The sequence below is a fragment of the Gilliamella sp. wkB195 genome (assembly GCF_001690445.1).
Lineage (GTDB): Bacteria > Pseudomonadota > Gammaproteobacteria > Enterobacterales > Orbaceae > Gilliamella > Gilliamella apicola_E.
In genome coordinates this window covers 255,866-276,317 of the sequence record NZ_LZGP01000011.1, presented here as the reverse complement: position 1 = coordinate 276,317, position 20,452 = coordinate 255,866, and the positions used below count along the sequence as shown (strand labels likewise).

The window sequence follows — 20,452 nt, the reverse complement described above, 5'->3', positions numbered from 1 at the left end:
ATTATGTTGGTGTGGATATCAGAATATTTAGTTAAATATTTTACTTTTTTTAATGTTTTTTCTTATCTAACGGTAAGGGCTATTCTTGCGTTATTAACATCATTGGCAATTTCGTTAATTATGGGGCAAAAAGTAATTGATTGGCTTCAAAAATTACAAATTGGTCAAGTTATTCGCCACGATGGTCCTGAATCTCATTTAAGTAAGAAGGGAACACCAACAATGGGTGGAACGCTTATTTTAGCATCTATTTCGTTTTCTGTTTTTCTATGGGCAGATCTACGAAATCCTTATGTTTGGGTAACCTTATTTGTTTTACTTGGTTATGGTCTTGTTGGTTTCGCTGATGATTATTTAAAAGTTATCCGTAAAAATACTGCGGGTTTAATTGCTAGGTGGAAATATTTTTGGCAGTCAGTTATTGCATTAATTGTGGCTTTTGGTCTTTATGCATATGGGAAAGATAGTTCCGTAACAGTATTAGTTGTTCCTTTTTTCAAAGATGTTATGCCGCAATTAGGGTTATGGTTCATTTTACTGACTTATGTGGTTATTGTTGGTGCAGGTAATGCAGTAAATCTTACTGACGGTTTAGATGGCCTAGCAATTATGCCAACTGTGTTTGTAGCTGCTGGTTTTGCTCTTGTTGCTTGGGCGACAGGTAATGTTAACTTTGCTGCATATTTACATATTCCATATATCAAATTTAGTGGCGAACTAATGATTGTTTGTACTGCAATCATTGGTGCAGGTCTTGGCTTTCTATGGTTTAACACCTATCCAGCGATGGTTTTTATGGGTGATGTAGGCTCGTTAGCTTTAGGTGGTGTGTTTGGGATTATCTCAGTACTACTGAGACAAGAATTTTTATTATTAGTAATGGGTGGAATTTTTGTTATAGAGACTTTATCCGTAATTTTACAAGTAGGTTCGTTCAAATTAAGAGGTAAACGAATTTTCAAAATGGCACCAATTCACCATCATTATGAATTAAAAGGTTGGCCAGAACCAAGAGTAATTGTTCGGTTTTGGATTATTTCATTGATGTTAGTCGTAATTGGTTTATTAACCTTGAAATTACGTTAAATAAAATAGAGTAGGATTGCATCATGGTTGACTATCAAGGTAAAAAAGTTGTTATTATCGGATTAGGGATAACAGGACTTTCGTGTGTTGACTATTTTCTTGCTCAGAATGTTATACCGAAAGTGATTGATACACGTTTATCTCCTTCAGGATTAGAGCAATTAGATGATCGTGTTATTTATCATTTAGGAAATCTAAATATAGACTGGCTATTTGATGCAGATCTGATTATTGCCAGTCCTGGTATTGCATTATCTACACCTGAATTACAAAAAGCCGCTGAAAAAGGTATTGAGATTGTTGGTGATGTCGAGCTTTTTTGTCGTGAAGTTAATCAAGATAGAAATAAAAAAATTATTGCTATTACAGGGGCAAATGGTAAAACAACCGTTACTACATTGGTTGGGGATATTGTCAAAGAGGCTGGATTAAAAGTTGGCGTAGGTGGCAATATCGGTGAACCTGCTCTTTCACTATTAAAACAAGATTGTGATATTTATGTGTTAGAACTTTCGAGTTTTCAGTTAGAAACAACATCAAGCTTACAAGCTTCTGTGGCAACAATATTGAATATTTCCGAAGACCATATGGATCGTTATCCTCTTGGTTTAATGCAGTATGCTGAAGCTAAGCAACGCATTTATCACAATGCAAAATGTTGTGTAATTAATCATGATGATAAATTAACTAAACCAAAGAATAATCATCACCACTGTGTTTCATTTGGGATAAAGGCTGGAGATTATCATTTAGATGATAATTATGAATACTTGATTGCACAACAAAAGCCAGTCCTAGCGACTAACGCAATGAAATTAATTGGATGTCATAATTATTTGAATGCATTAGCAGCATTAGCTATTGCCGATAGTTTAAACATTGATCGTGATTCAAGTTTGAAAACTATTGCTAATTTTCAGGGGTTACCTCATCGCTTTGAGTTAGTATTTGAGAGTAATGGGGTAAAATGGATTAATGACTCTAAAGCAACAAATGTAGGTAGCACAGAAGCTGCTTTAAATAGTGTTATATGTAATGGAAAATTGTTTTTATTGCTAGGTGGAGATGGAAAATCAGCAGACTTTTCACCTTTGATTCCTTATTTAAAAGATAGAAATATTGAAATTTTCTGTTTTGGACGAGATCGAAATTTACTTGCTAATTTAGCGCCTAATATATCAACGATTACAGAAACGATGGCTGAAACTATTGAATGTATAGCTAAAAAAGTAGCACCAAAAGACGTGGTGTTGCTTTCGCCTGCTTGTGCAAGTTTAGATCAGTTTAAAAATTACATTGAGCGCGGAAATCTTTTTGCACAACTTGCTAAGCAGTATACTCAAAGGGGTGAAAAATGACATTCTTTTGGATAAGAAAACAAGTAAATCCAAATATTCCTTTCGATAACCAGTTGCTTTGGACAGTGATTGGTTTAATGATATTTGGTTTAATTATGGTGACATCCTCATCAATGGCATTTAGTGAAAGTGCTCCTTTCTTTTATACCCAACGCGAGTTAATCCAAATTGGAATGTCGCTATTTTTAATGTGTATAGCTTTATATATTCCTATGCAACGTTGGCAACAATTTGGATCAGTTTTATTAATTATTTCAATTATTATGCTGATAGTGGTTTTGGGGATCGGTTCTTCAATTAATGGTGCGTCGCGTTGGATTCCGTTAGGTGTTTTTAATTTTCAACCAGCTGAGCTTTCTAAATTATCATTATTTCTATTTTTAGCAGGTTATCTAGCTCGTAAATCAGATGAAGTTCAAAACGGATTTTGGGGCTTTTTTAAACCTATGGTGGTGATGGCTGTTTTATCAATTTTATTACTAAAACAGCCTGACTTAGGTACGGTGATTGTATTATTCATGGTCACAATTGGCATTTTATTTATTGCTGGTGCACAATTATGGCAATTTATTGCCATTTTACTAACTGGGGTTGGTGCAGTTGCTTGCCTTATTTTATATGAATCTTACCGTTTGACACGTTTAATGACATTCCTTGATCCATGGCAAGATGCCACTGGAGCCGGTTATCAGCTTGTTGCTTCATTAATGGCTATTGGTAATGGTGGTATAACTGGACAAGGAATTGGTAATTCTATTTTTAAATTACGCTATCTACCTGAATGTCATACTGATTTTATTTTTTCAATTATTTCAGAAGAGTATGGATATATCGGTGTCGTAGCTTTGTTGTTATTACTTTTCTTTCTAACATTTAAAGCATTAGCTATAGGATATCGGGCGTTAAACGAAGGATCTCAATTTTCAGGCTATTTGGCTTGTGAAATCGGCATTTGGTTTGGTTTTCAAACTTTTGTTAATGTTGGTGTAACATCCGGTATGTTACCTACAAAAGGTTTAACTTTGCCATTTATTAGTTATGGCGGCTCAAGCCTTATTGTAATGAGTATTGCAGTTGCAATATTACTAAGAATAGATTTTGAGTTTAGACAACAACAAGCTCAAGCAAGAATAAGGTCAATTAAATAATGAAAAAGTTATTAGTCATGGCTGGTGGTACTGGTGGGCATGTATTCCCTGGTATTGCTGTTGCTCATCATTTAATGAAACAAGGTTGGCAAGTAAGATGGTTAGGTACAGCTGATCGTATGGAGGCACAGTTAGTGCCTGAAAATGGAATTGAAATAGACTTTATTCAAATATCAGGACTACGTGGCAAAGGTAAACTAGCATTATTAAAAGCGCCTTATAAAATATTGAAAGCTGTTTTACAAGCTAGGAAAATTTTAAAAGCGTATCGTCCTGATGTTGTTTTAGGTATGGGCGGGTATGTTTCAGGGCCTGGTGGAATAGCTGCCAAAAGTTTAGGTATTCCAGTGGTACTACATGAACAAAATGGCATTGCGGGATTAACAAACAAATATTTGGCTAAAATTGCAACTAAAGTTTTACAAGCTTTTCCAACAGCATTTAAAAATGCCGAAGTGGTTGGTAATCCAGTTCGTAGTGACTTATTAACAATTGAAGAACCCAGTGAAAGACTCAGAAATAGACAAGGCCCTATTAGAGTCTTGGTTATGGGTGGTAGTCAAGGCGCCAAAGTAATCAATACTGTTGTTCCTCAAGCAATTTCAAAATTGTCTGATAAATTTATTGTTTGGCATCAAACGGGCAAAGGAATGTTAGATGATGTAATTAAATCTTATCAGAACTGTAACATTAACCAAGTAACAGAATTTATTAGTGATGTTAAAGAAGCCTATAGTTGGGCTGATATAGTTATTTGTCGAAGCGGTGCATTAACTGTGAGTGAAATAGAAGTTGTTGGTATTGGTGCTATTTTTGTTCCTTTTATGCATAAAGATCGCCAGCAATTTTGGAATGCAAAATCTTTAGCTGATATTGATGCTGCTAAGATTATTGAACAGCCTGATTTTAATGTTGATTCATTATTTCAATTACTTTCAAACCTAAGTCGACAAGAATTAGTTGAAATGGCTGTAAAAGCGAAAAGTTTATCCATTATAAATTCGACAGAAAGAGTGGCAGAAACACTGATTTCAGTGGTAAAATAACGAATTTTATTTATAATTTTAAGTAACAGTTTTGTTAAGTTCTGTTTGAGAGCAAAAAATGACTTTACTTAATAAATAATTAACCAGGGGTTTAATAGTGAATACTAAGGAATTAGCTGAATTAAGAGCAATCATTCCAGAAATGAAACGTGTCAAACATATCCATTTTGTGGGTATTGGCGGTGCCGGAATGGGAGGGATTGCTGAAGTTCTTGCTAATGAAGGCTATCAAATTAGCGGTTCTGATATTGCTGAAAATGCAGTAACACAACATTTAGAAACATTAGGCGCAAAGATTGTTATCGGACATGCTGCTGAAAATGTTCTTAGTGCAAGTGTTGTTGTTATCTCATCAGCGATTTCTCAAGATAATATAGAAGTCGTTGCAGCTAGAGAAGCTCGTATTCCTGTAATTCAACGAGCTGAAATGTTAGCCGAATTAATGCGTTTTCGATATGGTATAGCTATTGCAGGAACCCATGGTAAAACGACTACCACAGCAATGGTAACTGCTATTTATGCAGAAGCTAAACTCGATCCAACTTTTGTAAATGGTGGTTTGGTTAAAGCAGCAGGAACCCATGCTAGATTAGGTAGTAGTCGATATTTTATTGCAGAAGCCGATGAAAGTGATGCTTCATTTTTACACTTACAGCCTATGGTATCTATAGTAACTAATATTGAACCTGATCATATGGATACTTATCAAGGAAGTGTTGAGAATCTTAAACAAACCTTTATTTCCTTTTTACGTAATCTTCCTTTTTATGGATTAGCTGTTATGTGTTATGACGATCCTATTAATCGTGAATTGTTACCGATTGTTGGTCGTAAAATTATCACTTATGGTTTTAGTGAAGAAGCCGATGTTGTTATTAAAAATTATCGTCAGGAAAGAGGCGTTAGTTACTACACAGTATGTCGCCCAGATCATAACGATTTAGAAATTGAATTAAATGCACCTGGCAAACATAATGCCTTAAACTCAGCAGCAGCAATTATTGCTGCGACTGAAGATGGTATTGATGATAATTCAATTATACAAGCTTTAGCAAAATTTGCTGGAACTAGCCGTCGATTCGATCTATTAGGTATTTTTCCTGATGGAAATGGAAAAGATATTATGATGGTTGATGATTACGGACATCATCCAAGCGAAGTTAATGCCACAATTCAGGCAGCTCGAAATGGTTGGCCTGACCGTAGATTGGTGATGTTATTTCAACCACATAGATTTACGCGTACTCGTGATTTATTTGATGATTTTGCGCAGGTTCTTTCTCAAGTTGATGCGTTAGTTATGTTAGATGTATATTCTGCTGGTGAACAGCCTATTGCAGGCGCAGATAGTCGATCACTTTGCCGTTCAATTCGTAATCGTGGAAAAGTTGATCCAATTTATGTTTCTGATTTAGATCTTCTACCTGAAATAATGAAAGAATTATTACAAGGTGGGGATTTGTTATTAACTCAAGGTGCTGGAAGCGTTGGCCGAGTTGCCCGTCAGTTAGCCAGTAGCCAACTATTTTCAAAAGAGGTTTTATAATAATGGTTGATAAAGTTGCTGTGTTGTATGGTGGGACCTCTGCTGAACGAGAAGTATCCCTAAAATCAGGTAAAGCAGTATTTTCAGGGTTACAAGAAAATGGTATTGATGCTCATCTTATCGATACTAAAGATCATTGTATAACAAATTTGAAGCAAGAAGGGTTTACTAAAGCTTTTATTATTTTACATGGTCGAGGTGGCGAAGATGGTATTACCCAAGCTATTTTAACTTATCAAGACATTCCTTATACCGGAAGTGATGTTTTATCATCAGCTTTAACCATGGATAAGTTAAAAACAAAACTAGTTTGGAAATCACTTGGTTTACCTGTTGCTGATTACGTTATGGTTGAAAAATCGCAATTAATTGACATTGAAAATATTGTTAAAAATCTTGGATTACCATTATTTGTTAAACCAAGCCATGAAGGCTCAAGTGTTGGTATGACAAGAGTTGATAAGGCAGAAGAATTAAAAGCTGCTATTGATGTTGCATTCAAATATGATAATACCGTAATGGTTGAATCGTTTTTATCTGGCCCTGAGTTTACCGTTGCGATAGTTGGTGATGAGGTTTTACCAGCAATTTACATTAAGCCTGCTACCAATTTTTATGATTATGATGCAAAGTATTTGTCAGATAAAACCCAATATTTCTGTCCAAGCGGATTATCTGATGAAAAAGAACAAGAGATTCGTAAATTAGCTTTAGATGCTTATAAAGCGGTTGGTTGCCGAGGTTGGGGTAGAGTGGACATTATGTTTGATAATAATGAAAAACCATATTTACTTGAAGTAAACACTGCTCCAGGCATGACAGACCATAGTTTGGTACCAATGGCAGCAAAAGAATACGGATGGTCATTTAGTGAATTGGTTAAACGTATTTTACAATTAGCAACCATATAATTGGCTTTATTTTTATGAAAAAAGTCCGACAAGCAGCGCACAAACGAGAACATCAAAATAGAAGAAGGTTGCTTGTTTTTCGTAATTCAGAACAAATGATAGGTTTTTTGTTCTTTATTATAATTATTTGTATTAGTGCCTGGGCTATCAATTGTGTTAAGAACTGGATGGAAGATCCAGATCAGATGGTTTTATCACAATTGACTTTAAGTGGAGAGTATACTTACACAACTGAAGATGATCTTCGACAAGCAATATTAGGTTTAGGATTGCCAAATACCTATATAGGACAGGATGTTGACGATATTCAACAAGAAATAATGCGATACCCTTGGGTTAAACAAGCTAGTATCCGTAAGCAATGGCCGGATAGGTTGATTGTTTATATTGAAGAATACAAACCTGCATTTTACTGGAATGATTTATATCTACTTGATAATGCTGGCAATGTATTTAGTGTGCCATTAGATCGTTTGGGTGAATTGCAATTACCTAGGATATATGGCCCTGAAGGTAAAGCAAAAACAATATTAGAAACGTATTTTAAGCTAGAAGAAATTTCTAGAAAGTTAGCTAATAACAAGTTTGCATCAGAAATTAAAGCAGCTATAGCTGATGAACGTAATGCTTGGCAATTGCTGATTAAACAATGTACAGCTGATTTATGTTCTGAAAGTCAGGATATAAAATTGATAGTTGGTAGTGAAAAAATAGAACAACGCTATCAACAATTTATTAAATTATTTCCTGAAATTCAGTCTAGAATGCCAGCTGATGAAAAAATAACGGCTGCTGATTTGCGTTATGAAAACGGCATCGCAGTACAACGAGAAAAAATATCGCAATAAGGAATAAATAAAGGCTTAAGTATGAAAGCAACAGAGAAAAAATTGGTTGTTGGACTTGAAGTTGGCACATCCAAAGTACTTGCCCTTGTCGGTGAAGTGCTTCCTGATGGTGTGGTCAATATTATAGGTGTTGGACATTGTCCATCGAAAGGCGTTGATAAAGGTGGTGTAAATGACCTTGAATCAGTTGTTAAATCAATCCAACGAGCAGTTGACCAAGCTGAATTAATGGCTGATTGCCAAATATCTTCTGTTTATTTAAGCCTATCTGGTAAACACATTCGTTGTCAAAATGAAATAGGTATGGTGCCAATTGCTGATGAAGAGGTTACTGCAGAAGATGTCGAAAACGTAGTTCATACAGCTAAGTCCGTTCGAATATTAGATGAACATCGTATTTTGCACGTTATTGCTCAAGAGTATTCAATTGATTTACAAGAAGGCATTAAAAATCCTATCGGATTATCTGGTGTAAGAATGAAAGCCAAAGTTCATTTGGTCACCTGTCATAATGATATGGCAAGAAATATCGTTAAGGCTGTTGAACGTTGTGGTTTAAAAGTTGATCAACTTATTTTCTCTGGGTTGGCTTCTAGCTATGCAGTCTTGACTGATGATGAAAAAGAATTAGGTGTATGTGTTATTGATATCGGTGGCGGAACAATGGATGTTACTGTTTATACAGGTGGTGCATTACGTCATTCGGTAGTTATTCCTTATGCTGGCAATGTTGTTACTAGTGATATCGCTTATGCATTTGGTGCACCACCAATGGATGCTGAAAATATCAAAATTCGTTATGGTTGTGCTGTCGGTTCATTAGTTGGTAAAGATGAAGTTATTGATGTGCCGAGTGTTGGAGGACGACCATCACGCTCATTACAAAGACAAACATTAGCAGATGTAATAGAACCACGCTATTCAGAACTTTTATCTTTAGTCCAAAAAGAATTACTAGTGTTACAAGATGAACTTAAGAAACAAAATGTGAAATATCAGTTGGCAGCAGGGATTGTTTTAACTGGTGGAGCAGCTCAAATTAAAGGCATGGTTGAATGTGCTGAAAAAGTTTTTCAAAATCAAGTTCGTATTGGACAACCTTTGAATATTTCAGGATTAACTGATTATGTGCAAAAGCCTTATTGTTCTACAACCGTAGGCTTATTGCACTATGGAAAACAAAGTTTATTAAATGATGATACTAAAGATAGCAATAAATCATCATTGAAAGGGATAGCTAAAAGATTGACCGGTTGGTTTAAAAAAGAATTTTAGCTAATATATTTAATAACTTCGTAGACATTGTAGCTGGTTATCTGTACAATGTTGTTAGATCGTAAATTTGGAGATAAGTTATGTTTGAGCCTATGGTTGCGGATGATGAGCCAGCAGCAGTCATTAAAGTTATTGGTGTAGGTGGCGGCGGCGGTAATGCTGTTGAGCATATGATTGCTGAACATATTGAAGGCGTTGAGTTTTTTGCAGCAAATACTGATGCACAAGCATTGAAAAGAATTAAAGTTGGTCAAACTATCCAAATCGGTAATAATGTGACCAAAGGACTTGGTGCTGGAGCTAATCCAGAAGTGGGAAGGAATTCAGCAGAAGAAGATCGTGATGTTATTCGTAGTGCGATTGAGGGTGCCGACATGGTATTCATCGCAGCCGGAATGGGTGGCGGAACAGGAACAGGTGCAGCTCCAGTCGTTGCAGAAATTGCTAAAGAACTCGGTATTTTAACTGTAGCTGTTGTTACAAAACCTTTTGGATTTGAAGGTAAAAAACGTATGGCTTTTGCTGAGCAAGGTATTGCTGAGTTAGCTAAACACGTTGACTCTCTTATCACAATTCCAAATGATAAATTATTAAAAGTATTAGGTCGAGGCGTTAAGCTATTAGATGCTTTTGCTGCTGCTAATGGTGTTTTAAAAGGTGCAGTACAAGGTATTGCTGAATTAATTACCAAACCAGGTCATATCAACGTTGACTTTGCCGACGTTAGAACAGTAATGTCCGAAATGGGTTACGCTATGATGGGTTCTGGTCGTGCGAGTGGTGATAACCGTGCCGAAGAAGCTGCTGAAATGGCTATTTCAAGCCCGTTACTTGAAGATATTGATTTATCGGGTGCACGTGGCGTGTTAGTTAATGTTACAGCTGGTCTTGATCTTGGTTTAGAAGAATTTGAAACTGTTGGTAGTACTGTTAGAGCTTTTGCTTCTGACAATGCAACTGTGGTTGTTGGTACTACATTTGATCCAGACATGTCTGATGAAATTCGTGTGACAGTGGTTGCAACTGGTATTGGTATGGATAAACGTCCAGAAGTTAAAATTAATAAACCAGTTACATCACATGGATCATTATTTGGTCAAACAAATCATTTGCCACAGCAACAAGAGGAACCAATGCCTAAAGTTGTTAATGAACCAGCGGTTTCTCCAATGGAAGAACATAAAATTTTAGATATTCCTGCTTTTATCCGTAAGCAGGCTAATTAGTATTGAACTTATTTGATTTCTTATTGTCTAATGGATAATGGAAGCGAATAAAAAGAGTAGGTGCGAAGTGAAACAAAGAACCTTAAAAAAGACAATTCAAGCAACTGGTGTCGGTTTACATACTGGCAAAAAAGTTACTTTGACTTTACGTCCTGCGCCAGAGAACACAGGTGTTATTTATCGCCGTACAGATTTAAATCCGTATGTTGATTTTCCTGTGGATGTAAAATCTGTGCGTGATACAATGCTTTGTACCTGTTTGGTTAATGAAGATAATGTTCGTATTTCAACTGTTGAACATATCAATTCTGCATTAGCTGGGCTCGGTATAGATAATATTATTATTGAAGTAAATGCGCCCGAAATCCCAATTATGGACGGAAGTGCAAGCCCATTCGTTTACTTATTATTAGATGCTGGAATTACTGAGCAAAATGCGCTGAAAAAATTCATACGAGTTAAAGAAACTGTTCGTGTCGAAAATGGTGATAAATGGGCAGAAGTAAGACCATATAGTGGTTTTCGATTAGATTTCACTATTGATTTTCGTCATCCAGCTATTGATAACAGTTCACAACGTTACCAATTGGATTTTTCTTCAGAGTCTTTTATTCGTCAAATCAGTCGTGCAAGAACGTTTGGATTTATGCGAGATATTGAAGCATTACAATCTAAAGGATTATGTTTAGGCGGTAGCTTAGATTGTGCAATTGTTGTTGACGATTATAAAGTTCTTAATGAAGATGGTCTTCGTTTTGAAGATGAATTTGTACGTCATAAAATGCTAGATACCATTGGTGACTTATACATGAGTGGCCATAATATGATTGGTGAAGTAGTGTGTTATAAATCAGGTCACGCTTTAAATAACCAACTATTGCAAGCGTTATTAGCTAAACAAGATGCTTGGGAATATGTCACCTTTGATGAAGAACAAAATGTTCCTGTTGCTTTAGGTACAAGACAGCTTGTTTTAGCATAAGTCATTAAAATCGTATTATAAATTTACTAACGCTTCCGATTTGGAGGCGTTTTTTATTTTAGAATCAATGAGATAATCATAATGAATAACAGCCATTTTTTTGCTCATTTATCGCGTTTAAAACTAATTAATCGTTGGCCTTTAATGCGTAACGTGAGAACTGAAAATGTATCAGAACATAGCCTTCAAGTTGCTTTTGTTGCACATGCTTTAGCGATAATTAAAAACAAACGATTTAATGGTAATGTTAACCCTGAACGCATAGCATTACTGGCTATGTATCATGATGCATCAGAAGTATTAACGGGTGATTTACCAACACCGACTAAATATTACAACCCACAGATCACATCTGAATACAAAAAGATTGAAAAAATAGCTCAAAATAAACTCATTAATATGTTGCCAAAAGAGTTACAAGATGACTTTAAAACACTAATTGATGACGATTATTATGATGAAGATGAAAAAAGCATTGTAAAACAAGCAGATGCTTTGTGTGCATATCTTAAAACAATTGAAGAGCTTAGTGCGGGTAATAATGAGTTTAGGTTAGCAGAACAACGATTAAAAAAAACATTATCAGATCGTAATACTCCAGAAATGGATTATTTTTTAGATGTATTTGTCCCAAGTTTCAGCTTATCATTAGATGAAATTACAATGGATGAATAGTTTTAGTTAACTTAGTAATCATTTACAGCACAATTAATAACAAACTAAATAAACTATTTTTGATAAATATAACGTTTTACTGGACGGCCAATTGGTAAATAGGTCAAATGGCTTTCTATTTCTCCTAACTCTTCTAAATAATCAAGATATTTCTTAACCGATATCCTAGATAAAGGAATCAATTCGATAATATCGCTCATAGAGAAATCTTGTTGATAGTTAACAATAACATCTCGAACAGATTGTAAAGTTTGTGAGTCGATTCCCTTTGGTAATCTATTTGTAGTATTAAAGTTTTTAGTGAAAATTCGATCATCTAATTGATTCTGGTTTAGTATTTCGGAAGATGATAATAGGCGAATCCGTTCTTGATATGAAATTAAAGCCGTACGAAATCTCTCAAAAGTAAAGGGTTTAACAATATAATCAATGACTCCTAAACGTAATGCGGTTTGGATATCATTGGTATTACATGCGGCGGTTACCATAATAATATCTATTTTAGGGTAACTAATTCGAATATATTTTAACAGATCAAGACCATTTAGTTTTGGCATAAAAACGTCAAGCAACAATAGATCAATATGATTATCATGGATAAAATGTAGCGCTTGTTCTCCATTAGTAACAGTTGCCACTAAATTAAAACCAGGAAGCATTTGCAAATATTTTTTATTGAGCTCTGCTACCATCGGATCATCTTCAACAATTAAAACTTCTACCATATGATTATTTTTTCCTATAAATCTCTTCTAATGGTAATAATACCTTAAAGCAAGTCCCTTTTTTATTATCAGAATCACATAATTGTATTTGCCCATCTAACTCATCAATACTAGCTAACACTAAATAAAGCCCAAAACCACGATTATCGCCCTTTGTCGAATAGCCTTTTTGAAAAATATATTGAATATCATTTTCAGAAATACCTTCACCATTATCATTGATTTCAATCTGAAAATTAGAATTATCAATAACTAAACTCACCTTTATCTGCTTATCATCTAAAAATTGTACTGCATCAAGTCCATTATCAATTAAATTACCAAGTATTGTAACTAAACCATGTGTCACAGATGTATCTGTTATTGGTGCCAAAATACCATCAATATTAAACGTTAATGTCACATTTAGCTCACGTGCTCGGCTAAATTTACTATTTAAAAATCCTGCAATAATTGGATCTTTAATATATTGACTAACAAGTTTAGATTCCGCTTGTTGATTGCCAATAATTTCTTCAAGATAATCAATTAATTCAGATTTATTGTCATTAAAGGCTAACCCATAAATAACATGTAATTTATTATTAAACTCATGAGATTGTGAACGTAAAGCATCGGCATAACGATTAACTCCTGTTAAATTTTCTGCCAATCTACGTACTTCTGTCATATCTCTAAATGAAGCAATAGCTCCAACTAAAATATCATTAACAAATAATGGAGTTCGATTGGTTAGTATCACCACCCCATTAATATTTTGTTCACAATCATATTCAGCTTTTCCACTCATCATCACTTCGTGCAGTCGAGTATTTGGAATAAAGTCACCAATAGGTAAGCTTATAATATTTTCTTTATCTTTTTTTATGCGCAAAATTCTAATTGCTTCATCATTGATCTGTGTAATTAATCCATCTCGGTTGATAACCACAATACCTTCTTTTACCGTTCGGATAATAGCATTTCGCTCAGCAAATAGCTGCGCCATTTCAACTGGCTCAAGGCCGTATAAAATTTTCTTTATATTGCGAGATAACAAATAGGCCAAAAGAATAGCTATCGATAATGAAGCAAACAAGGATAGCCAAATCGGCTGACTTGTTCTTGAGGCTAAATGATTAATTTTTTGCAAGGTCTGACCAACTAAAACTACACCAATTTGTTGATCTTTATCATTCATAATTGGCTTAAATGCCCGAACAGAATCTCCCAATGTGCCTTTCGCAATTGAAGTATAGGACTCACCATTTAATGCGCGCTGTTCATCTCCACCGACTATAGTTTGACCTATTTTATTTTCATCGGGATGCGAATATCGAACGCCTTGCATATTAAATATCACAATAAAATCAGTTTGTGTTAATACTCTGGATTGTTCTGTTGTTTTTTGAATGGAAGCAATATTTTGTGGTGTTGGATTTTGTATTTCGTCAATGATACTTTGTGATGTAGAGATAATATTTGCGATATTCTCAACTCGTTGGCGAGAGTTGATAAGATATTCGTTATTCACTACATGAACAATATAAATATTTTGTGCAATAACTGAAAGTATAAACACTAAGCAAATCAGGCTTATTAACTTAACTTTGAGTGGTAATTTATTAAATAAATATCTCATTCTCATTTACTGTATAAAAAGCGATCACTTACTATCATAACTTATTAGGGAGGAAAACCTACTAATAAATTTCGTATTAGCAGGTTTTTAGCTAATTTAATCGACTATTAAAGATTATTTGCTGCATTTTTTACACTTTCAGCAACCACCTTGGCTACATTAGGTTCAAATGCATTTGGCAATATACAATCAATTGATAGTTTGTCAGGTGTAATGATATTGGCTAATCCTTTTGCTGCTGCAAGCTGCATGGCCAATGTAATATTTTTTGCTCTAGCATCTAAAGCGCCTCTAAATATGCCAGGGAATGCTAAAACATTATTAATTTGATTCGGATAATCACTACGCCCAGTACCGACAATATAAGCACCAGCTGCTTTAGCTTCGTCTGGGAATATTTCTGGTGTTGGATTTGCCATAGCAAAAATAATTGATTTTTCTGCCATCGTTTTAACCCAATCTGCTTTTAATACTCCTGGGGCTGAAACACCAATAAACACATCAGCACCTTTAACCGCATCTTGTAATGTACCTTTTTGTTTGTTCTTATTGGTTCTCTTCGCCATGGCCAAATGGTGAGGTGGTAAAGAAAGATCATCTTCGGATAAAATACCAATCTTATCGACAATTTTAAGATCGGTTACTCCAGCGGCTAATAACATATCGGCAATTGCTAAACCAGCTGCTCCGCCACCGTTAATCACCACCTTGGCCGATTCGATCGACTTACCTGCAACTTTAAGTGCATTATAAAGCGCTGCTAATACAACGATTGCTGTACCATGTTGATCATCATGGAATACAGGAATATCTAATAATTCTTGTAATCGTTTTTCAATCTCAAAACACCTTGGTGCACTAATATCTTCTAGATTGATACCGCCAAATGAGGGCGCTAATGCTGCTATATGTTTAACTAACTCATCTGGATCTTGAGTATTAATTGATAAAGGTATTGCATCAACATCTGCAAATTGTTTAAATAAAATTGCCTTGCCTTCCATTACTGGAATTGCTGCTTCTGGCCCAATATTTCCTAACCCTAAAACAGCTGAACCATCAGTGATAACCGCAACTAAATTACGTTTACTGGTATATTCATAAACTGAATCGGGATTTTTAGCAATTTCTGTGCAAACTGCCGCAACTCCTGGTGTATAAGCAACACTAAGATCTGCCATTGAATTAACAGGGACTTTCGAGTGGGTTTCAAATTTACCGTGCATTTGTTTACTGATTGCTAACGCTTTTTCTTGTACTGTTGTCATAATGCTTACCTTTTTAAATACTTAAAACTATATTTAATATTTTTTGAGATCAAACCAATATTTATCTCAAACTGCTTTTAAAACTTCTAATTCATTCTTTAATGTTTATAAAACTACATATGTAAATAACGCATCAGTGCCGTGGTGCATATCACCATTAAAGCTCCCCCTAATCGTGTTGCAACTTGAGCAAAAGGCATCAAGTTCATTCTGTTGGCTGTTGAAAGTATTGCTACATCACCAGTTCCACCCATTCCACTTTGGCAAGATGAAATAATAGATGCCTCAACTGGATACATTTTTAAGAAGAAGCTACAAACAAATCCTGTCATTGAAACAGTGAAGACGATAGAGATAATGGTAATAAAGTATGGGATAGTTAATACTTTAACTACGCTATTTAAATCTATATAAAGTAGACCAAGTCCTGCCATTAATGGAAAGGTAAAGTTGCCTGAGATAAATTTGTACCATTGTTGGCTTCCTCGTTCGACACTCGCTGGTAATAAACGAAAATATTTAACTACAGCGGTAGCAATAATCATTAAAACAGGACCAGGGAAATGAGTTACTTTTTCTAAAATCATACCGAAGATAAATAGTGTAGCTAAAATCATAACTGCGCCACTCATTGCACGAGCATCAAGAGGTGTCTTATCATCTTTTAACGCTTCAGCTAAGCCATCAAATTCAATTTTTACTAATTGACCGTGCCCACTTAAGTGAGGTTTAACTTCACCAATTCGGCTCATAATCGCCGTAAAAGTGATTGCAAAAAAGTTACCTACAACAGTTGCAGGAATTAATGCGCTAACAAAAACATTATAATCTTGATTAAGGATATTGCTGTAGGCATTGGAAAGTTGCAAAACACCTTCACCAATTCCTCCTGCCATTACTGGTGAAACTGTATAAAAGAAGGCGTGCTCCCAATCATCACCAAAAGCTACGGCGACACAGACGCCAACAAACGCAGCTAAACACATACCTAATAGCATCGGAATCATCATTCGAATAAAGCCTTGAACTAAAATAACTCGATGCATACCAAGAATACTACCGCACACTAAACTGGCGATATAAAAGAGTAAAAAGTTAGAGTCTTTCATTAACATCTTTGTTGCTGATAAAGTATTCTCATCAAAAACGTTGTAGTAAACCAATAATGAAGGAACGATAAGTGACAAAATGGCAGGCGCCCCAAATTTTTTGAAAAATGGAATATTCTGCCCGACAGTGCCTAAAAACCAACCTAAAGGTAATATCACAGCAAAACCACCAATAAGGCTTTTAGGTAGCATATCTAATTGTGCAGCAATAATAACGATAATCGAACAAACTAAAAATATGGGGAGGGGAAGTGAACCTATATACATTTTGTTTTCTTTTATATCTTGTAACATACTCATAACTAAACCTCTTTATTTTTTTATAGCACATATGCAGTATAGTTATGCAGAAAGAAATCAGAAGAATAAGAAAGTTAACTAACTAGTTTTGTAACTAATGTAAGTATCTTAATAGTTTTATGATTGATTTATATAGGTTTTTATGACAAAGTCACCTTTAAAATGGAAGAATTAGTAATGACTAATTTATTAGAAAGACTTTTATCAGTTATCTAATTAAAGAATGGATTGATGTCAAATTTTGACTATTTTTAGACTTAAAAAACCCCGCTCCTCAACTTTTTTTATACATCAATGAATCAACAATTTTTGTATTGTTTATCTAATAGATAACAAATAATTTAGGGAATAATAAATTAAGGAGTTAGTTTAATTAATATACTGAAAAGAAGGATATTACTTGCTTATTAGCTTCTTAGTTTATTATTTTATAGCTAGTCTTCACTCATCCTTTAATTTAACTAATTGATAGCCATTTTCAGTTGGTTTAATTTCAAAGGTTCCTAAATCTCGAACTGTTTTATCTTCTACGCCTTCACAGTCGCCAGAACGATGGAATAAATTGATTTGTAATCGAAGATGTGTTTCATCAATTTTTTCAAAAGTACCTTCTGAACGGGTAAAACAATCGTTACCACACCAGGCAGAGTATTTTGATAAGAAAGTACCATTAGTATTAAAAGTTAGCGAGTTACCGTAAATATATTTCGTTCCATCCGAACTTATATGTAATCTTTCAGCGGGGGGATTGGATAACTCAAATAAATCCAATTCATGATTTACTACTTTATTAATTTGCCAAAGATCATTTTTCCAAAAGTCATTTATGTCATTTTGTGCAAAGCAAAAAAATGGAAGCAAGAATAAAAAAAGAATTTTTTTCATGATGAGTTTTACTTTTTAAAATGTTGTGATAAGAATTTTGTATCAATTTTAGATTCAAAACCCCCGTTCCTCAACTGTAATTTTTTTGAGGATGCAGTATTAATGTAATAAACAAGCTTGAATTTTATCGACCTCTTTATTGAGTGCATCAATAACTAAATCTGGGTGGGCTCTTTCTAAGGTTTTTACATTTTCAAACCCTTCATTGCCAATAGAACCAGTATATTGTTGAGCTTGTTTGATATTGCTAAATAGATAACGGATATTTTTGGCATTGCGAGTAGCGGTTAATGTATAACTAACAAAGTATTTAGATTGTGATTGATAATTGGTAACAGCGTTAGCAACAACATTATTACCTTCAACTAATTTGATAGTATCACCACCATTTATCGTAATTGCTTGTTGAGAAGGCATATTATAATATGGCCACCATGCCGAACTTAAATAGTTTTCACGGTTCAAAACTACTGGTCTATTATCAAGTTCTTGTGCAATACAGAGTGATAATGAAGAATGAAGGATAGGTCGTGAAGTACTGTATTTATTTATGATATCCTCACCAAACGTGTTTTGAGTAATTTCTACACCTTCTGTTTGATAGATTGACAACATCTTCTGAGAAGAACAACCAGTTAGTAACGCAACTAAAACAGTAAAACCAATTAACTTTCTCATAACTCATCCTTCTTTGCATGATTAGTTTTATTCTAAACGGTTATAAAAGTATTTACCAGTATTTAGAACAGAAGGATTTAAATATTTTTTAGAGCTGAAAAGTATTAAAATGTATGATTTAATGTATTGAATTAATTATATTTATTTGCAATAAAATGAGAGAAGCTTGTCTTTCTCTCATTTAATTTATTAATCTTCTTTACCGCGAATTTTACGCGATAAACGTTTAAATCCGTGAGTAAATTTTTTAATTGCCATAGCCATGAAAGGAACATTAATTTTAATACCAAAGCGTTCACGTAATTCGATTGCATCATTGGCTTTAGTTAACCAAATAAAACCGGAGTTAGTTAAGTCGATTGCTTTGATTTTACCCTCTGGAGTTAAAATAAAGTTACCACCGTGAACATCGTTTGAAACAAGATTATAACTATGCAGTTTTTCAATACATGCTTTAACTTGCTCTCCATATTCACGCATTTCATCCCATGTTAATGAGCGTCCTTCTAAAAAATTAAAGATCATATAGTGGCGATTGGTGGTCTTATCAAAAGCAACTAAATAGAGTTCATAAGCGATATCGCATTTATCCAACGAAATTTTAGCTAGCTTACGGATTAGATTAAAATAAAAATCACCAGTTATTTTAGCAATAAGTCGACGTTCTAAACGATGCTCAACACCGCCATCTATTTTGAAAATAAATTTAGATTGATTGTGATTAATTAGATAAGTATATCTCTCAATTTTATCACTTGGATCGAGTAGCTCATGATGTCCTTCTTCGGCCAAAAATTGGTCAAAAAGTTCCAAATAATTTATCTCATCATTTTGTACGTAAGCGAACTTCATATTGCCGCGCTCGATTTCAATAATGTTTGCAAAGTTATTCAAGTTTTAAAGTCCTAAGATACATCAAAAAATGAGTTTATCTTAAACACTATCAAGCTTAAAGTAAATGAAACAGTCAATATTAACAGGTGATGCGTGCGAAAAAATATTGGTTACTAGTTAGCTGATGTTTATTTTACATAAAATTGGCAAAAAGCGGGCAAGTAACGTTTACTACAAAAGCATTTTTGCTATGTCTCAGTGTATTTATTGTCAATAAAGTTAAATCAATCTTTACTCTATTATGCAATTTAGCTTAGCGATTAAATACAAATGAGTTTATTGTTATCAGTTGATAGAATTATACAAATTAGGCTAAATCCTTGTATTAGCATTGTCAAATATAAAAAGGATGATATGACATTAATGTGGCTCTTTGACAAAGATGTCGATCTACCAAACCGATCATCTCTAATAATAGAACAGGACTTTACTGATTAAATTGGTTAAACAGCGTATTATATCCATCTAAATTACATCTACGTTTTAAATTTGGTTATGGGTAATCATTCTGCTATTTGGATTTTGTATATTATCAGAACGGCTAAACACTCTTTATATACCGGTATCACAACTGATGTCGCCAGGCGTTTACGCCAGCATCAAAATGGTAAAGGAGCTAAACACCTTAAAGGGCATCATAATTTAACCGTTGTTTATCAAATCAGTGTAGGTGACAGATCAACCGCATTGAAACTTGAGTATCGTATAAAACAGCTTTCTAAACAGAAAAAAGAGCAACTGGTGGCAAACGCCCCCGACTTAGTGAATTTATTAACTTTGATCAATCGATGATTTGCTCAATTGCAGAATATTGAATGATATTATTGTCCTGATTTGCAATAGAGGTTATTTGGCGTAATTTATTCTTGAT

General features: G+C 34.3%; 19 protein-coding genes. 12 read left to right on the top strand and 7 right to left on the bottom strand.

Annotated features, from left to right (window positions below; all coding sequences use genetic code 11):
* The first annotated feature begins 3 nt into the window (after positions 1 to 3).
* From mraY to yfbR, 11 genes are all read left to right on the top strand, one after another.
* On the top strand, positions 4 to 1,086 hold the full coding sequence (mraY, locus tag A9G08_RS03375; RefSeq protein WP_065562326.1) for a phospho-N-acetylmuramoyl-pentapeptide-transferase: 1,083 nt from the start codon (positions 4 to 6) through the stop codon (positions 1,084 to 1,086).
* Positions 1,087 to 1,109: 23 nt separating this feature from the next.
* The gene (murD, locus tag A9G08_RS03370) at positions 1,110 to 2,444 is read left to right on the top strand and encodes a UDP-N-acetylmuramoyl-L-alanine--D-glutamate ligase (RefSeq protein ID WP_065562325.1); all 1,335 of its coding nucleotides are present in this window, start codon (positions 1,110 to 1,112) and stop codon (positions 2,442 to 2,444) included.
* Positions 2,441 to 3,592, top strand: coding sequence for a cell division protein FtsW (gene ftsW / locus A9G08_RS03365; protein WP_065562324.1), 1,152 nt, complete (start codon positions 2,441 to 2,443; stop codon positions 3,590 to 3,592). Before murD ends, ftsW begins: the two co-directional genes overlap by 4 nt.
* Complete coding sequence (murG, locus tag A9G08_RS03360; RefSeq protein WP_065562323.1) at positions 3,592 to 4,638, top strand: undecaprenyldiphospho-muramoylpentapeptide beta-N-acetylglucosaminyltransferase; 1,047 nt, start codon at positions 3,592 to 3,594, stop codon at positions 4,636 to 4,638. Before ftsW ends, murG begins: the two co-directional genes overlap by 1 nt.
* Before the next feature lie 97 nt (positions 4,639 to 4,735).
* Positions 4,736 to 6,184 (top strand): UDP-N-acetylmuramate--L-alanine ligase, encoded by a 1,449-nt coding sequence (gene murC, locus A9G08_RS03355; RefSeq protein ID WP_065562322.1) that lies wholly within the window; start codon positions 4,736 to 4,738, stop codon positions 6,182 to 6,184.
* Between the two features lie 2 nt (positions 6,185 to 6,186).
* A complete protein-coding gene (locus A9G08_RS03350; RefSeq protein WP_065562321.1) occupies positions 6,187 to 7,095 on the top strand; it encodes a D-alanine--D-alanine ligase in 909 nt (302 codons plus the stop codon).
* 14 nt (positions 7,096 to 7,109) lie between these two features.
* Complete coding sequence (locus A9G08_RS03345) at positions 7,110 to 7,943, top strand: FtsQ-type POTRA domain-containing protein (RefSeq protein WP_081299464.1); 834 nt, start codon at positions 7,110 to 7,112, stop codon at positions 7,941 to 7,943.
* Between the two features lie 21 nt (positions 7,944 to 7,964).
* Entirely contained in the window at positions 7,965 to 9,218 is a 1,254-nt protein-coding gene (ftsA, locus tag A9G08_RS03340; protein WP_065562320.1) for a cell division protein FtsA, read from the top strand.
* Between the two features lie 92 nt (positions 9,219 to 9,310).
* Positions 9,311 to 10,444: a cell division protein FtsZ gene (ftsZ, locus tag A9G08_RS03335; RefSeq protein WP_370632624.1), complete on the top strand. Its 1,134-nt coding sequence runs from the start codon at positions 9,311 to 9,313 to the stop codon at positions 10,442 to 10,444.
* Between the two features lie 37 nt (positions 10,445 to 10,481).
* Positions 10,482 to 11,426, top strand: coding sequence for a UDP-3-O-acyl-N-acetylglucosamine deacetylase (gene lpxC / locus A9G08_RS03330; protein WP_065562318.1), 945 nt, complete (start codon positions 10,482 to 10,484; stop codon positions 11,424 to 11,426).
* Positions 11,427 to 11,507: 81 nt separating this feature from the next.
* Positions 11,508 to 12,101, top strand: a complete 594-nt coding sequence (yfbR, locus tag A9G08_RS03325) for a 5'-deoxynucleotidase (protein WP_065562317.1) — start codon at positions 11,508 to 11,510, stop codon at positions 12,099 to 12,101.
* Positions 12,102 to 12,154: 53 nt separating this feature from the next.
* On the opposite strand, the gene A9G08_RS03320 is transcribed toward yfbR, so the two are convergent.
* The 7 genes from A9G08_RS03320 to A9G08_RS03290 form a co-directional block, all read right to left on the bottom strand.
* Entirely contained in the window at positions 12,155 to 12,826 is a 672-nt protein-coding gene (locus tag A9G08_RS03320; protein WP_065562316.1) for a response regulator, read from the bottom strand.
* Positions 12,827 to 12,830: 4 nt separating this feature from the next.
* Positions 12,831 to 14,447: a DcuS/MalK family sensor histidine kinase gene (gene dcuS, locus A9G08_RS03315; protein ID WP_065562315.1), complete on the bottom strand. Its 1,617-nt coding sequence runs from the start codon at positions 14,445 to 14,447 to the stop codon at positions 12,831 to 12,833.
* Positions 14,448 to 14,554: 107 nt separating this feature from the next.
* On the bottom strand, positions 14,555 to 15,715 hold the full coding sequence (locus A9G08_RS03310; protein ID WP_065562314.1) for an NAD(P)-dependent malic enzyme: 1,161 nt from the start codon (positions 15,713 to 15,715) through the stop codon (positions 14,555 to 14,557).
* A gap of 113 nt (positions 15,716 to 15,828) precedes the next feature.
* Positions 15,829 to 17,124: a 2-hydroxycarboxylate transporter family protein gene (locus A9G08_RS03305; protein ID WP_065562313.1), complete on the bottom strand. Its 1,296-nt coding sequence runs from the start codon at positions 17,122 to 17,124 to the stop codon at positions 15,829 to 15,831.
* Between the two features lie 441 nt (positions 17,125 to 17,565).
* On the bottom strand, positions 17,566 to 18,009 hold the full coding sequence (locus A9G08_RS03300; RefSeq protein ID WP_065562312.1) for a hypothetical protein: 444 nt from the start codon (positions 18,007 to 18,009) through the stop codon (positions 17,566 to 17,568).
* A gap of 99 nt (positions 18,010 to 18,108) precedes the next feature.
* A complete protein-coding gene (locus tag A9G08_RS03295; protein WP_065562311.1) occupies positions 18,109 to 18,687 on the bottom strand; it encodes a hypothetical protein in 579 nt (192 codons plus the stop codon).
* A gap of 189 nt (positions 18,688 to 18,876) precedes the next feature.
* On the bottom strand, positions 18,877 to 19,581 hold the full coding sequence (locus A9G08_RS03290; RefSeq protein WP_065562310.1) for a lipopolysaccharide core heptose(II) kinase RfaY: 705 nt from the start codon (positions 19,579 to 19,581) through the stop codon (positions 18,877 to 18,879).
* Between the two features lie 495 nt (positions 19,582 to 20,076).
* Here A9G08_RS03290 and A9G08_RS03285 point away from each other — a divergent pair, with 495 nt between their 5' ends.
* Positions 20,077 to 20,373, top strand: a complete 297-nt coding sequence (locus A9G08_RS03285; RefSeq protein WP_065562309.1) for a GIY-YIG nuclease family protein — start codon at positions 20,077 to 20,079, stop codon at positions 20,371 to 20,373.
* The last annotated feature ends 79 nt before the right edge of the window (positions 20,374 to 20,452 follow it).

What these genes read in the sequence shown, in the direction of transcription:
- mraY (WP_065562326.1), top strand. Translation starts at nt 4, where the DNA reads ATGTTGGTGTGGATATCAGAATATTTAGTTAAATATTTTACTTTTTTT.
- murD (WP_065562325.1), top strand. Translation starts at nt 1,110, where the DNA reads ATGGTTGACTATCAAGGTAAAAAAGTTGTTATTATCGGATTAGGGATA.
- ftsW (WP_065562324.1), top strand. Translation starts at nt 2,441, where the DNA reads ATGACATTCTTTTGGATAAGAAAACAAGTAAATCCAAATATTCCTTTC.
- murG (WP_065562323.1), top strand. Translation starts at nt 3,592, where the DNA reads ATGAAAAAGTTATTAGTCATGGCTGGTGGTACTGGTGGGCATGTATTC.
- A9G08_RS03350 (WP_065562321.1), top strand. Translation starts at nt 6,187, where the DNA reads ATGGTTGATAAAGTTGCTGTGTTGTATGGTGGGACCTCTGCTGAACGA.
- A9G08_RS03345 (WP_081299464.1), top strand. Translation starts at nt 7,110, where the DNA reads ATGAAAAAAGTCCGACAAGCAGCGCACAAACGAGAACATCAAAATAGA.
- ftsA (WP_065562320.1), top strand. Translation starts at nt 7,965, where the DNA reads ATGAAAGCAACAGAGAAAAAATTGGTTGTTGGACTTGAAGTTGGCACA.
- ftsZ (WP_370632624.1), top strand. Translation starts at nt 9,311, where the DNA reads ATGGTTGCGGATGATGAGCCAGCAGCAGTCATTAAAGTTATTGGTGTA.
- lpxC (WP_065562318.1), top strand. Translation starts at nt 10,482, where the DNA reads ATGGAAGCGAATAAAAAGAGTAGGTGCGAAGTGAAACAAAGAACCTTA.
- yfbR (WP_065562317.1), top strand. Translation starts at nt 11,508, where the DNA reads ATGAATAACAGCCATTTTTTTGCTCATTTATCGCGTTTAAAACTAATT.
- A9G08_RS03320 (WP_065562316.1), bottom strand. Translation starts at nt 12,826, where the DNA reads ATGGTAGAAGTTTTAATTGTTGAAGATGATCCGATGGTAGCAGAGCTC.
- dcuS (WP_065562315.1), bottom strand. Translation starts at nt 14,447, where the DNA reads ATGAGATATTTATTTAATAAATTACCACTCAAAGTTAAGTTAATAAGC.
- A9G08_RS03310 (WP_065562314.1), bottom strand. Translation starts at nt 15,715, where the DNA reads ATGACAACAGTACAAGAAAAAGCGTTAGCAATCAGTAAACAAATGCAC.
- A9G08_RS03305 (WP_065562313.1), bottom strand. Translation starts at nt 17,124, where the DNA reads ATGAGTATGTTACAAGATATAAAAGAAAACAAAATGTATATAGGTTCA.
- A9G08_RS03300 (WP_065562312.1), bottom strand. Translation starts at nt 18,009, where the DNA reads ATGAAAAAAATTCTTTTTTTATTCTTGCTTCCATTTTTTTGCTTTGCA.
- A9G08_RS03295 (WP_065562311.1), bottom strand. Translation starts at nt 18,687, where the DNA reads ATGAGAAAGTTAATTGGTTTTACTGTTTTAGTTGCGTTACTAACTGGT.
- A9G08_RS03285 (WP_065562309.1), top strand. Translation starts at nt 20,077, where the DNA reads ATGGGTAATCATTCTGCTATTTGGATTTTGTATATTATCAGAACGGCT.